This is a genomic window from Robbsia betulipollinis, assembly GCF_026624755.1.
GTDB lineage: Bacteria > Pseudomonadota > Gammaproteobacteria > Burkholderiales > Burkholderiaceae > Robbsia > Robbsia betulipollinis.
The window spans coordinates 46,747-59,999 of record NZ_JAPMXC010000011.1; the positions used below are offsets into that span (position 1 = coordinate 46,747).

Consider the following 13,253-nt stretch of genomic DNA (forward strand, 5'->3'; position numbering starts at 1 on the left):
TTTTTTACGTATGGCAGCACGCGCCGAGATGTATTTTACATTTACCGATGCGCTTCGTAATCTGTATCCAAACCAATAAACCATGATGGCGGGAGACACATGCAGACAATGCTTCGTTCGGCCCACGCGGATCCGGCCAGCCCTGCGGGCGCCGACGGCGCGGCGTCGCCCCCGCCCATCGTCCTCGGCGGCGCGCAGGTGCGGCGCGCGGTCATCGCCTCGGTGATCGGCAACGGGCTCGAATGGTTCGATTTCCTGATCTACGCCTATTTCGCCAAGATCATCGCGCACGTGTTCTTTCCGCTGGGCAATCCCTTCCTGTCCACCTCGCTGACCTTCGCGACTTTCGCCGTCGGATTCATCGTGCGCCCGCTGGGTGGCATCGCGATCGGCGCCTACGCGGACCGGGTGGGACGGCGCAAAACGCTATCGATGCTGATCCTGCTGATGGCGCTCAGCACGGTGCTGATGGGCGTGACGCCCTCCTACCGCAGCATCGGCATCGCGGCGCCGCTGCTGGTGCTGCTGGCGCGCGTGCTGCAGGGCTTGTCGGTGGGCGGCGAATTCGCGACGGCCGCCGCCATGCTGTCGGAATACGCGCCGCGCGGCAAGAAGATGTTCTACGGCAGCTTCCAGATGACCTCGCAGGCGATCGCGCTGGTGCTGTCCTCGGGCTTCGCCTACTTCCTCACGACGCATCTCGATCGGGCCGCGCTGGAAAGCTGGGGCTGGCGCATTCCCTTCCTGCTCGGCGCGGTGGTCGGGCCGGTGGGTTTCTACATCCGGCACAAGGTGGCGGAATCGCCCGAATTCGTCGCGCTGCGCGACCAGCAGGGCCATCGGACGCAGGCGCCCCGCGCATCGCTCGGGCGCTTTCTGCGCGAACGCGGCGACGCGGTGCTGTGCGCGATGGGCGTGATCATCGTCGGCGCCGCCACCAATTATCTGTGGCATACCTTCATGCCCTCGTATATCGAGCGGCAGTTGCATCTGCCCTTGAAGAACGCGCTGCTGGGCACCGCGGCGTCCGGGCTGGTCAGTCTGGCGGGGTATCCCCTCGCCGGCAAGCTGGCCGACCGCTTCGGCGCGTACCGGCTGTTCTTCCCGGTGGTGACGGTCTGGGTGCTGGCCGCCTATCCGCTCTTTCTGTGGGTACTGGCCCATCCCACCCCGGAACGGGTGTTCGCCGCGCAGATGATGGCGACGGTGGTGCTCAGCCTGATGTCCGGGCCGCATCCGGGCATGCTCACGCAACTCTTTCCCACCGCCACCCGTTCGACCGGCGTCGCGCTGGCGTACAACGTCGCGGTGACGCTGTTCGGCGGTCTCGCACCGCTGACGGTGTCGACGCTGATCACTGTGACGGGCTCGAATTTCGTCCCTGCCTACTATCTCGTGTTCGCCGGCGTCGTGTCCCTGCTGCTGGTGGGTCTGACCCGTTCCGGACGCCGGCTGCGACGCGACCCGCACGCCCTGCCCCTGGACTGACATGACCCTGGTTCCCGCCGCCGCGCCGCGCGCGCGCAATGAATACCCGGTGCGTGCCATCGGCCCCGAGCGCCTGCGCATCGCCACGCCGCACGGCGACGCGGTCGCACCGTTCTACCGGTCGACGGCACGCGGCGACGTCACGCGCATCGTGATCGTCCTGCATGGCCGATTGCGCGATGCCGATGCCTATCTCGCTTCGGCGCAACGGGCGCTGGACGCGGCGGGTCCGTGCGCCGACGGCACTTTGTTGCTCGTGCCGCAATTCCTGGCAAGCGCGGATATCGCCGCGCATGGTCTCACCGCTGACGTGCTGCACTGGGAATGGACTGCCTGGATGGGCGGCGACGATGCGCGTGGCCCCACGTCGCTCAGTTCCTTCGACGTGCTCGACGCGCTGCTGGCCCGGTGCCTGGAGCCGGGGCGGCATCCGGCCTTGCGGGAGATCGTCGTCGCCGGCCATTCGGGGGGCGCGCAGGTCGCGCATCGCTACGCGATCGTCGGCCGCGCGGCGGCAGCCTGCCGGGCGCAGGGCCTGGCTGTGCGGTATGTGATCGCGAATCCCTCGTCATACGTCTATTTCGACGCCTTCCGGCCGTTTCCGGCAGGTCGCGGGGGCGACGCCTGTCCGGGGGTCGACGATTGGAAATACGGCGTGCGGCGCCCGCCGCGCTATGCCGCGCGGGCGGACTTCACCGTGCTCGCGCGGGCCTATGCACAAAGCGACGTGACGTACCTGCTGGGCGGAAACGACGACGACCCCGCGCACCAGGCGCTCGACCGCTCCTGCGCCGCGGCGGCGCAGGGCCCGCACCGGTTGGCCCGGGGCCGCGCGTACGTGGCCTACCTGCGGCGTCTGTTTCCAGGCAACCGTCATGTCTGCCGCGAGATTCCCGGCGTCGGCCACGACGGCGATGCGATGCTGGGCAGCGCGCCGGGCATTCTGGCGCTGTTCGGCGTAACGGTCGAAGCCGACCGGTTGGCGGCTCTGGGAACGGTCTCGACAGGAGCGGGGGACTGACGGCGGGGCCCGCAGGGAGATCGCATGCGGCGCGCGCTCAGGCCTTTCGCTCAGCCCTTTTTCAGATGCGCCAGTTCGTCCAGTCCGCTGCCGCCGTCGGCATAGGCCTGCCTGAAGCTGTCGCGCTGCTGCCAGCGCTTCCAGATCGCGTCCAGATGCTCGAAGCGCTCGTCGAGCGGCGTATTGTTCGCCGGGAATTTCGAGAAGGCGATCGCCACGCAGAGCGTGATGTCGGCGAATGTCGGCGCCGCGCCGCCCAGCAGCCATTCCCTTCCGTCGGACAGATGCCGGTCGACCAGGGCCGCATGCGCGAGCGCTTCCTTGCGGCAATGCTCGCCCCACTGCGGATTGCTGGTGAGTTCGAGCTTCGGTCCCAGACCCTGATGCATCACGTGGAACATCGTGACGATGCGGTACAGCACATGGGTCCAGATGCGGTTTTCCCACATCGTGTCAAGGCCCTGTTCAAGCGCGGATTCGCCCATCACCTTTCGGCCCGGGAACCGTTGATCCAGGTAACGGATGACGCCGGCGGTTTCCGAGAGATGGCTACCGTCTTCGAGCCGCAACGTCGGCGTTTCTCCCCAGGGATTGCGTTTGAGGTGCGGCCACTTGCGCTGGTCGCCGCCGGGCGCCATGTCGAGAATCGTTTCCTCGAATTGATCGGCGATCCCCTTTTCATGGATGAAGAGGCGCAGGCGCTGCGGATTCGGAAAAGCGGACGGGGACGTAAACAACTGCATTTTTTCGGTCATGATCATTTCTCGCACGGAAACCCTTTCGATAGCAACCGGGATGCCTGCCCCGTATGCCGGCTCGCGCGATACCATGCGGCGCCTACAGGCCGCCCGGCGCGACGGGTTCGGTAGCGAAACACAATCTCTTGTAAGATAGCGTCCGATTCGCGCATGATCCGCCCGGCCTGCGATGCCAGCCCGGCGCGGCGTCTCCCGGCCGGCGCCCCACCGGCCTTGCCGGCCTCGTGTTCGGCCGTGGGTCAGGCCATGCGTGCCTCCCCCCGGGCACGGTACCGGCGAGCCCGATACGTCGCCGATACCCTGCCCCGCCTGCGCCACTGCCCGACGCGCCCCGTCGCCATCGGGCGCCATCGCATCCGCGCCATTTCAACACGGTTCGTTCCGTCCACCTCGAAGGAGGATCAGATCGCCGGCCTTGCCCGGCGAACAAGAGCACTATGCAAACGCAAGTTAATAAAAAACCCGCCGGGTATATCGCATCCGACGCCGCCAACCGGGCGGAACAGGCCAAAAAAGACCGAGCCGGCCGACGCCGCGCGCACAAGTTCCTGCGGCGCGTCGCGCTGGTTTCCACCTTCGGCGGCCTGCTGTTCGGTTACGACACCGGCGTGATCAACGGCGCGCTCATCTACATGAGCGACGATCTGGGCCTCACGCCCTTCACCGAGGGCCTGGTCGCCAGTTCGCTGCTGCTGGGCGCGGCGCTCGGCGCGGTGCTCGGCGGACAGCTGGTGGACAGCCGCGGACGCCGCAACACCATCATCCTGCTGGCGGTGCTTTTCATGGCGGGCACCCTCGCCTGCACCTTTGCGCCGAACACCACGGTGATGGTGCTGTCGCGCTTCGTCCTCGGCATCGCCGTCGGCGGCGCGTCCGTCGCCGTACCCACCTACCTTTCCGAGATGGCGCCGTCGTCGCGGCGGGGCAGCGTGGTCAACCAGAACGAGTTGATGATCGTGACCGGGCAACTGGTGGCGTTCACGTCGAATGCCGCGCTCGGCAATTTCTTCGGTCACCAGCCCGGCATCTGGCGCTGGATGCTCGTGATCGCGACGCTGCCCGCGCTGGCGTTGTGGATCGGCATGCAATTCCTGCCGCAAAGCCCCCGCTGGCTCGCCGCCCAGGGGCGTTTCGACGACGCGCTCGCCACGCTGCGCAAGGTCCGCACCCTGAGCCGCGCCCGCGTCGAACTCGCGGAAATCAAGAAAGCGGTCGAACAGGACGGCCGTCGCGAGCATGCCGGCTGGCAATCGCTGTCGACGCCGTGGGTGCGCCGCATCTTCGGCGTCGGCGTCGGCCTGGCGATCGTGCAGCAGATCACCGGCGTCAATTCGATCATGTACTACGGCACGCAGATCCTGACCGAATCCGGTTTCGGCCGTAACGGCGCATTGATCGCCAACATCTCGAACGGCGTGATCGCGGTCGCCGCGGCGCTCGTCGGCATGCGCCTGCTGAACCGCGTGGGACGTCGTCCGCTGCTGCTGGTGGGGCTCACCGGCTCGACCTGCGCGCTGTTGCTGATCGGCGTGCTGTCGCTGGCCCTGCCGCCGTCGACGCTGCGTGCGTTCAGCATCCTCGCGGCGATGGGTCTGTTCCTGGCCTTCGTGCAGGGCACGATCTCACCGATCGTCTGGGTCATGCTGTCGGAGATCTTTCCGCTGTCGATCCGCGGTTTCGCGATGGGCGTGGCCACCTGCGCGCTGTGGCTGGAGAATTTCGTGATCGGCCTGTCGTTTCCGGTGGTGGTCAAATGGGTGGGCATCTCCTCGACCTTCTTCATCTTCTCCGCGATGGGGGTGGCCGCATTCCTGTTCGTCCTGCGTTTCGTGCCCGAAACCCGGGGACGCTCGCTCGAGGAAATCGAGGCGCAATTTCGCGGCGAGGCCGCGTGATTTCCCGGATCGCGCACGAATCCGTATGATGCCGCCTGGAGCCGCACGCAGCGCGTGAACGCGTGCGGCAGGGTCACCCTCGCCAACCGCCATCCGGTCAATCGTGTCGATCAACGCCGAACCCTTCCCCGCGCCGCGCCTGTCGCGCGCGGATTACCGCACCCTCGGACTGGCGGCGCTGGGCGGCTCGCTCGAAATCTACGATTTCATCGTCTTCGCGTTTTTCGCGACGACGCTGAGCCAGGTCTTCTTTCCACCGCACACGCCCGACTGGTTGCGCCTCGTCCAGACCTTCGGCATCTTCGCCGCGGGCTATCTGGCGCGGCCGCTGGGCGGCATCGTCATGGCGCATTACGCCGACCGGGGCGGACGCAAGAAGATGTTCGGCCTGAGCATCCTGATGATGGCCGTGCCCTGCCTGGCGATCGGCGTCATGCCGACCTACCGCGGCATCGGCGCCGCCGCGCCCCTGCTGCTGCTGGCGCTGCGCATCGTGCAGGGCGCCGCGGTCGGCGGCGAGGTGCCCGGCGCCTGGGTCTTCGTCGCGGAGCACGCGCCGCTCGCGCGGCGCGGTACCGTGCTGGGCATTCTGCAGGCCGGCCTGACCCTCGGCTATTTGCTGGGCGCCCTGACCGCCGCCTGGCTGGCCCGCGTCTTTACGCCGGCCGAGATCGTCGACTACGCATGGCGCATTCCCTTCCTGCTCGGCGGCGTCTTCGGCATGCTCGGCGTCTGGCTGCGCCGCTGGCTCAGCGAAACGCCCGTGTTCACGGCATTGCACGCACGCCGGCGGGATGCCATGCCCTATCCGGTTCTGGCGGTGCTGCGCGATCACCGGGCCGCCCTGCTGCCGGCGGTGATCCTCACCGGCGTGCTGACCGCGGCGGTCGTGACATTGGTGGTGGTGACGCCCACGCTCCTGCAGCAGCGCTTCGGCATGTCCGCGAGCCGCGCCTTCGGCATGAGCGGCATCGCGATCGTCTTTCTCAACATCGGCTGCGTGCTGGGCGGGCGCGTGGGCGACCGCATCGGCGCCTGGCGGGCCGTCGCGCTGTACAGCGCGCTGATGCCGCTGGGCATCGGCGTGCTGTACGCGAGCCTGATCCACCACTGGCCCTGGCCTGGCGCCGCCTATGCGCTGGCCGGACTGAGTTGCGGGATCGTCGGCGTCGTGCCCGCGGCGATGGTGGGGCTGTTTCCGCCCGCGCTGCGCGTGTCGGGCATTTCGCTGACCTATAACACCGCGTATGCCGTGTGGGCCAGCACCACGCCGCTGCTGCTGATCGCGCTGACGCCCTGGAGCGCGTGGAGTGGCGTCGCCTACTGCGCGGCGATGGGCGCGCTCGGATGCCTGACGGCGTGCATCGCGTCCGCCGCGCGACGGCACGCGGGCAGCGCGGACGATGCCGTGCCCGCGGTACGACCGAACGGTTCCGCCTGACGCATTCGCTTGCCCGATTCGCCTGACTCGTCGGCCCCGTCCGCTTCGCTGAATTCGCCTGCCCTCGATTCGCCTGCCCTCGATTCGCGCCTGCCCTCGATTCGCCTGCCCTCGATTCGCCTGCCCTCGATTCGCCTGCCCTCGATTCGCGCCTGCCCCCGATTCGCGCCTGCTCCCGATTCGCGCCTGCCCCCGATTCGCGCCTGCCCCAGCCGATGCGCCTGCTCGGCTGGATTCGCCCGATCGGCCAGGATCTTCGTCTGCCGTTCCGCGGTGGCCTGCATCCTTCCGCGATACCGCGGTGGTATCGATATCCATCCCGGGGCAGTGTTTTCCCTGTATTGACGCACGCGCCGCTAAAGACGATTATCAGTTCCGCAAACGGTTGCGGATGCATTTTGCGGGCATTTTCCCATCAGATGAGAGGGGTGCCCGGCAGAAGCGCCACCCCCGACCGTGGCCCCGGCGATCAGAACGCCCGGCGCCGCGTGCCGCCTCGCAATCTCGCGCGACGGCCCGCGGCGCATCCAAAATCAAACAGGAGACGTTGCAATGACCCATCTCGTCCGTCGTCGCGTGCTGGTTGCCGGTGTCGCCCTCGCCGCCGCCGCGCTGCTGCCCCTCACCGCCCAGGCACAGACCGCCGCTCATAAGCCGCGCGTCGCGCTGATCATGAAATCGCTCGCGAACGAATTCTTCCTGACGATGGAAGACGGCGCGAAGGATTACCAGAAGACGCATTCGGCCGATTTCGATCTGATCTCGAACGGCATCAAGAACGAGACCGACACCAGCGCGCAGATCCGCATCGTCGAGCAGATGATCGTCTCGAAGGTCGACGCGATCGTGATCGCGCCGGCGGATTCGAAGGCCATGGTGCCGGCGATCAAGAAAGCGGTGGACGCCGGCATCATCGTCGTCAACATCGACAACCGGCTCGACCAGGACGTGCTGAAGTCGAAGAACATCAAGGTGCCCTTCGTCGGCCCGGACAACCGCAAGGGCGCGAAGCTGGTCGGCGACTACCTCGCGAAAAACCTAAAGGCCGGCGACGAGGTCGGCATCGTCGAAGGCGTCTCGACGACCACCAACGCACAGCAGCGCACCGCCGGCTTCAAGGACGCGATGGCCGCCGCGAAGGTGAAGGTCGTGTCGCTGCAATCGGGCGACTGGGAAATCGACAAGGGCAACGCGGTCTCGGCGGCGATGCTCAACGAGTATCCGAACCTGAAGGCGCTGCTGTGCGGCAACGACAACATGGCGATCGGCGCGGTGTCGGCGGTGCGCGCCGCGGGCCGCGCGGGCAAGGTGACGGTCGTCGGGTACGACGACATCGCCGCGATCAAGCCGATGCTGCAGGACGGCCGCGTGCTCGCCACCGCCGACCAGTTCGCGGCGAAGCAGGCGGTGTTCGGCATCACCACCGCGCTGACCGCGCTGCGCGATCACAAGAAGCAGAACGAACTGGCCGACATCGTCGAAACCCCGGTCGAGCTGGTGACGCGCAAATGATGTCGACTCCCGTCATGCAGGTAAGCGGTATCGGCAAGACCTATGCCGCACCGGTGCTGGCGGGCGTCGACCTGACGCTGTTCGCCGGTGAAGTGCTCGCGCTGACCGGCGAGAACGGCGCCGGCAAGAGCACGTTGTCGAAGATCATCGGCGGGCTGGAGACGCCCACGCACGGCACCATGACCTTCAACGGCGCGCCGTTCGCGCCCGGCAGCCGCAGCAAGGCCGAGGCGCTGGGCGTGCGCATGGTGATGCAGGAGCTGAACCTGCTGCCCACGCTGACGATCGCCGAGAACCTGTTCTTCAACCAGCTGCCGTCCACGGGGCTGGGCTGGATTTCCCGCAAACGCCTGCGCCAGGCCGCCGTCGCGGCCATGGCGCGGGTGGGGCTCGACACGCTGGACCCGGACACGCCCGTCGCGGCGCTCGGCATCGGCCATCAGCAGATGGTCGAGATCGCCCGCAATCTGATCGGCGACTGCCGCGTGCTGATCCTCGACGAGCCGACCGCGATGCTCACCGGGCGCGAGGTCGAGCTGCTGTTCGAGCAGGTCGAGCGCCTGAAACGCGATGGCGTATCGATCATCTATATCTCGCACCGGCTCGAAGAGCTGGCGCGCATTTCCAACCGGATCGCGGTGCTGCGCGACGGCAAGCTGGTCAGCGTCGGCCCCATTGCCGAGTACACGACGGACCGCCTGGTGACCCTGATGGTGGGGCGCGACATCGGCGACCGCATCGATCTGGGCGAGCGCGATATCGGCGCGCCGATGTTCCGCGTCGAGCACATGACGCGCGGCGACGTGGTGAAGGATGTGTCCTTCGAGGTGCGGCGCGGCGAGATCTTCGGCATCAGCGGACTGATCGGCTCGGGCCGCACCGAACTGCTGCGGCTGATCTTCGGCGCCGACCGCAAGGACGCCGGCACGGTCGCGATCGGTACGCCCCCGCAACCGCGCACGATCCGCTCGCCGGTCGACGCGGTCCGTCAGGGCATCGCGCTGATCACCGAGGACCGCAAGGGCGAGGGCCTGCTGCTCACGCAGCCGGTCGCGTCGAACCTGTCGCTGAGCAATTTCGAGAAGGTCTCGCGCTTCGGCATGGTGGACGGCGGCCTCGAACAGGCGCTGTCGAAACGCCAGATCGATGCGATGAGCGTGCGCTGTTCGGGCCCGGCGCAGCCGGTGGGCGAGCTCTCCGGCGGCAATCAGCAGAAGGTGGTGATCGGCCGCTGGCTGGAGCGCGACTGCGACGTGATGCTGTTCGACGAACCCACGCGCGGCATCGACGTGGGCGCGAAGTTCGATATCTACGCGCTGCTGGGCGCCCAGGCGCGCGCCGGCAAGGCGCTGGTGGTGGTGTCGAGCGACATGCGCGAACTCATGCTGATCTGCGACCGGATCGCCGTGATGTCCGCGGGCAAGCTGGTCCGCACCTTCGCGCGCGGGGAATGGACCCAGGACAGCCTGCTCGCGGCGGCGTTCTCGGGCTATGACAAGGAAACCGCGGGGGAAACCACGGCGGAAACCGCGGCGCATGCCGTACCCGCAACCCATGCCACCGCGCAAAACACAGAAGACGCCCACGATGCGCGAGCCGCATCCCGGGGCGCACAACCGACACGAGACACACCATGACGATTCCTGCTGACAAGCGCGTCGACAAGCCCGCGAGCGCGCCCGACGCCGACACGACACTCGGCACCCTGGCCACGCCGCCCGTCAACGCCGGCACGCGCATGGGCCTGAACAGCTATCTGGGTCTCGCCGGCGCGCTACTGGCGATGATCGTCCTGTTCTCCACGCTCAGTTCGCACTTTCTGACCTACGACACCTTCATCACGATCGCGAACCAGATTCCCGATCTGGTGGTGATGGCCGTGGGCATGACCTTCGTGCTGATCATCGCCGGCATCGATCTGTCCGTCGGCTCGGTCCTGGCGCTCGCGGCCTCGGCCGTCAGCGTCGCGGCGCTGCAATGGCACTGGAGCCCGCTGCCCGCTGCGCTGGCCGGCATCGCGATCGCGGCGGCCGCCGGCAGCCTGACCGGTTTCGTCACGGTGGCCTGGCGGATTCCCTCGTTCATCGTCTCGCTGGGCGTGCTGGAAATGGCGCGCGGACTGGCGTATCAGATGACGAATTCGCGCACCGCCTATATCGGCGACGCGTTCGACTGGCTCGCCAATCCGATCGCCTTCGGTATCTCGCCGGCCTTCATCATCGCGGTGGTCGTCATGATCGTCGCCCAGCTGGTGCTGACCCGCACGGTGTTCGGCCGCTATCTGATCGGCATCGGCACCAACGAGGAAGCGGTGCGCCTGGCCGGCATCGACCCGCGCCCCTACAAGGTCATCGTGTTCTCGCTGATGGGCGCGCTCGCCGGTCTCGCGGCGCTGTTCCAGGTGTCGCGCCTGGAAGCGGCGGACCCGAACGCCGGCGCCGGCAGCGAGCTGCAGGTGATCGCGGCGGTGGTGATCGGCGGCACCAGCCTGATGGGCGGACGCGGTTCGGTCATCAGCACCTTCTTCGGCGTGTTGATCATCTCCGTGCTGGCCGCCGGACTCGCGCAGATCGGCGCCAACGAACCGACCAAGCGCATCATCACCGGCGCGGTCATCGTGGTGGCGGTGGTGCTCGACACCTATCGCAGCCATCGCGCGAAACGGCGCGCCTGAGCGCGGCGTTCGCCCGCCCGCGTCCACGTCCGCACGCCCGTCACCGGCCGAGACCATGTCCACGATCCGAGACGTCGCCGCGCTCGCCGGTGTGTCGTACACGACCGTGTCGCATGTCGTGAACAACACCCGCCCGGTGCGCGCGGAGAAACGCGAGCGGGTGCTGGCGGCCATCGCCGAACTGCATTTCGTGCCGTCGGCGGTCGCGCGCTCGCTCAAGGCGCGCGCGACGGCCACCATCGGTCTGCTCGTGCCCAGCAATACCAACCCCTACTTCGCGGAAATCGCGCGTGGCATCGAGGGCCATCTGCGGCGCCACGGCTACTGCGTGTTCCTCTGCAATTCGGACAACGATATCGCCACGCAATACGCGTATCTGCGCGTGCTGCATGAAAAACGCATCGACGGCCTGATCGTCGCCTCGGCCGGCGACGACGTCCGGATGGCGCGGGCGCTGAGTCAGTCCGGCGTGCCGGTGGTGATGATCGACCGGCCGATCGCCGGCGTTGCCGCGGACCTCGTGCAGACCGATCACGAAGCCGGCGGCGCGATCGCCACCCGTCATTTGCTGGCGCTGGGCCATACCCGCGTCGGCTGCATCGCCGGCTCGGCGAGCGCCGGCGGCATCAGCGCCAGCCGCGTCGCGGGGTTCCGGCGGGCGATGGCCGAGCACGGCGTGCCGGTGGCGGAGAACGCGATCGTCGAAGCCGATTTTTCCAGCCCGGGCGGCCGGATGGCGGCCAGCACGCTGTTCGACACGTTCGCGCCCAGCGCGATCTTCGCCGGCAACGACCTGATGGCCATCGGCGCGCTGCGCGCCGCCGCCGAGCGTGGCATCCGGGTGCCCGCGGACTGCTCGATCGTCGGGTTCGACGATATCGAGATGAGCCGCTACGTCTACCCCGCGCTGTCGACGGTCGGCCAGGCGATCCTGCGTCTGGGCGAAACCGCGGCCAGCCGTTTGCTGGACCGCATCAACGGCGTGACGACCGGCGCACCCTGTCAGCAGCCGGTCGCACCCCGCCTGCTGGTGCGCGAGTCGTGCGGGCGCCCCCTCCTCCAATGAATCTTTTCGCAAGGACCCCCGTGGAAGCTCGAACCGGTCGTGTCGCCGTCATAGGCAGTCTCAATATGGATCTGGTGGTGCGCGCGCCGCGCCTGCCGCAGCCCGGCGAAACGCTCGCCGGCACCGCGTTCGATCAGGTGCCCGGCGGCAAGGGCGCGAATCAGGCCGTCGCCGCGGCACGGCTCGGCGCGCAGGTCGGCATGCTCGGGCGTCTCGGCCAGGACGCCAACGGCACGCAACTGCTCCAGGCGATGCAGGACGAAGGGATCGACTGCAGCCGCATCGGGCGCGACGCGACGCACCCCACCGGGGTCGCGCTGATCGTCGTCGACGACGCCAGCCAGAACACCATCGTCATCATCGCCGGCAGCAACGGCGCGCTGGATACCGCGGCGGTGGAGGCGCACGCCGACCTGATCGCCCAGGCCGACGTGGTGGTCTGCCAGCTGGAGGTGCCCGAAGCGACGGTGCTCGCCGCGCTGCGCCGCGCGCATGCGCTGGGACGCACGGTCATATTGAATCCCGCCCCCGTCACCGGGCCGCTGCCGCAGGGCTGGCTCGAGAACGTCGATTTCCTGGTGCCGAACGAGGTGGAGGCCGCGGCGCTCTCCGGCGTCGCCGTCGACTCCCCGGACAGCGCGCGGCGCGCGGCGCGGGTGCTGCAGCAGCAGGGCGCGCGGCATGTGCTGATCACGCTCGGCGGCCAGGGGGTGTTCCTGCTGCCGCCCGCAGACGCCGCGGGGAACAAGGGCATCGACGACGACACGCGCGGCACCCACTATCCCGCGCGCCGGGTCGCCGCGGTCGATACGACGGCGGCCGGCGACACCTTCATCGGCGGTTTCGCGGCGGCGCTGGCCGCGGGCCGGCCGCTCGACGAAGCGGTCCGCTTCGGTCAGGCCGCCGCCGCCCTATCGGTGACCCGCGCAGGCGCCCAGCCGTCGATCCCGTATTTTTCCGAAATCCAGCCTGACGCGCCGCAGACCTCCGCACCATGAAAAAAACCCCCTTGTTGAACGCCGCGCTATCGCGTCTGGTCGCCACGCTCGGCCACGGCGACATGGTGCTGGTCGCCGATGCCGGCATGCCCGCACCGCACGGCACCGCGGTCGAGGTGATCGATCTGGCGCTCACGCCCGGCACGCCGGACATCGCCACGACGCTGCGCGTGTTGCTCGCCGAAATGCAGGTCGAATCGCATGTGATCGCGAGCGAGACGCTGGCGCGCGGCGATGCCTGGCTCGAAGGTCTGTCGGCCGAGGCGATCGGCACGCGCCGGGAGGTTTCGCACGAGGCGCTGAAACAACTGTCGCACCGCGCGCGCGCGGTCGTGCGCACGGGCGAATGCACGCCCTACGCGAACCTGATGCTGGTCGCCGGCGTGACTTTCTGATGACC

General features: G+C 68.1%; 11 protein-coding genes. 10 read left to right on the forward strand and 1 reads right to left on the reverse strand.

Going from position 1 to position 13,253, the window contains the following annotated elements; genetic code table 11:
• The first annotated feature begins 99 nt into the window (after positions 1–99).
• Together OVY01_RS21220 and OVY01_RS21225 are read left to right on the forward strand one after the other, a co-directional pair.
• Entirely contained in the window at positions 100–1,488 is a 1,389-nt protein-coding gene (locus tag OVY01_RS21220; protein WP_267849598.1) for an MFS transporter, read from the forward strand.
• 1 nt (position 1,489) lies between these two features.
• On the forward strand, positions 1,490–2,509 hold the full coding sequence (locus tag OVY01_RS21225) for a hypothetical protein (protein WP_267849599.1): 1,020 nt from the start codon (positions 1,490–1,492) through the stop codon (positions 2,507–2,509).
• Between the two features lie 50 nt (positions 2,510–2,559).
• On the opposite strand, the gene OVY01_RS21230 is transcribed toward OVY01_RS21225, so the two are convergent.
• Entirely contained in the window at positions 2,560–3,264 is a 705-nt protein-coding gene (locus OVY01_RS21230) for a glutathione S-transferase family protein (protein ID WP_267849600.1), read from the reverse strand.
• Between the two features lie 440 nt (positions 3,265–3,704).
• Here OVY01_RS21230 and OVY01_RS21235 point away from each other — a divergent pair, with 440 nt between their 5' ends.
• From OVY01_RS21235 to rbsD, 8 genes are all read left to right on the forward strand, one after another.
• Positions 3,705–5,162 (forward strand): sugar porter family MFS transporter, encoded by a 1,458-nt coding sequence (locus OVY01_RS21235; protein ID WP_267849601.1) that lies wholly within the window; start codon positions 3,705–3,707, stop codon positions 5,160–5,162.
• Positions 5,163–5,265: 103 nt separating this feature from the next.
• Entirely contained in the window at positions 5,266–6,603 is a 1,338-nt protein-coding gene (locus tag OVY01_RS21240; RefSeq protein ID WP_267849602.1) for an MFS transporter, read from the forward strand.
• A gap of 552 nt (positions 6,604–7,155) precedes the next feature.
• A complete protein-coding gene (locus tag OVY01_RS21245) occupies positions 7,156–8,115 on the forward strand; it encodes a sugar ABC transporter substrate-binding protein (protein WP_267849603.1) in 960 nt (319 codons plus the stop codon).
• Positions 8,112–9,752, forward strand: a complete 1,641-nt coding sequence (locus tag OVY01_RS21250; RefSeq protein WP_267849604.1) for a sugar ABC transporter ATP-binding protein — start codon at positions 8,112–8,114, stop codon at positions 9,750–9,752. Before OVY01_RS21245 ends, OVY01_RS21250 begins: the two co-directional genes overlap by 4 nt.
• Positions 9,749–10,789, forward strand: coding sequence for an ABC transporter permease (locus OVY01_RS21255; RefSeq protein ID WP_267849605.1), 1,041 nt, complete (start codon positions 9,749–9,751; stop codon positions 10,787–10,789). The genes OVY01_RS21250 and OVY01_RS21255 overlap by 4 nt, the downstream gene beginning before the upstream one ends.
• 55 nt (positions 10,790–10,844) lie before the next feature.
• Complete coding sequence (locus OVY01_RS21260) at positions 10,845–11,855, forward strand: LacI family DNA-binding transcriptional regulator (RefSeq protein ID WP_267849606.1); 1,011 nt, start codon at positions 10,845–10,847, stop codon at positions 11,853–11,855.
• Positions 11,852–12,853: a ribokinase gene (rbsK, locus tag OVY01_RS21265; protein ID WP_432422292.1), complete on the forward strand. Its 1,002-nt coding sequence runs from the start codon at positions 11,852–11,854 to the stop codon at positions 12,851–12,853. The genes OVY01_RS21260 and rbsK overlap by 4 nt, the downstream gene beginning before the upstream one ends.
• Positions 12,850–13,248: a D-ribose pyranase gene (rbsD, locus tag OVY01_RS21270; RefSeq protein WP_267849608.1), complete on the forward strand. Its 399-nt coding sequence runs from the start codon at positions 12,850–12,852 to the stop codon at positions 13,246–13,248. Before rbsK ends, rbsD begins: the two co-directional genes overlap by 4 nt.
• The last annotated feature ends 5 nt before the right edge of the window (positions 13,249–13,253 follow it).

Coding starts and splice junctions, on each gene's coding strand:
- rbsK (WP_432422292.1), top strand. CDS start 11,852: ATGAATCTTTTCGCAAGGACCCCCGTGGAAGCTCGAACCGGTCGTGTC.
- OVY01_RS21250 (WP_267849604.1), top strand. CDS start 8,112: ATGATGTCGACTCCCGTCATGCAGGTAAGCGGTATCGGCAAGACCTAT.
- OVY01_RS21225 (WP_267849599.1), top strand. CDS start 1,490: ATGACCCTGGTTCCCGCCGCCGCGCCGCGCGCGCGCAATGAATACCCG.
- OVY01_RS21230 (WP_267849600.1), bottom strand. CDS start 3,264: ATGACCGAAAAAATGCAGTTGTTTACGTCCCCGTCCGCTTTTCCGAAT.
- OVY01_RS21260 (WP_267849606.1), top strand. CDS start 10,845: ATGTCCACGATCCGAGACGTCGCCGCGCTCGCCGGTGTGTCGTACACG.
- OVY01_RS21235 (WP_267849601.1), top strand. CDS start 3,705: ATGCAAACGCAAGTTAATAAAAAACCCGCCGGGTATATCGCATCCGAC.
- OVY01_RS21255 (WP_267849605.1), top strand. CDS start 9,749: ATGACGATTCCTGCTGACAAGCGCGTCGACAAGCCCGCGAGCGCGCCC.
- OVY01_RS21220 (WP_267849598.1), top strand. CDS start 100: ATGCAGACAATGCTTCGTTCGGCCCACGCGGATCCGGCCAGCCCTGCG.
- OVY01_RS21245 (WP_267849603.1), top strand. CDS start 7,156: ATGACCCATCTCGTCCGTCGTCGCGTGCTGGTTGCCGGTGTCGCCCTC.
- rbsD (WP_267849608.1), top strand. CDS start 12,850: ATGAAAAAAACCCCCTTGTTGAACGCCGCGCTATCGCGTCTGGTCGCC.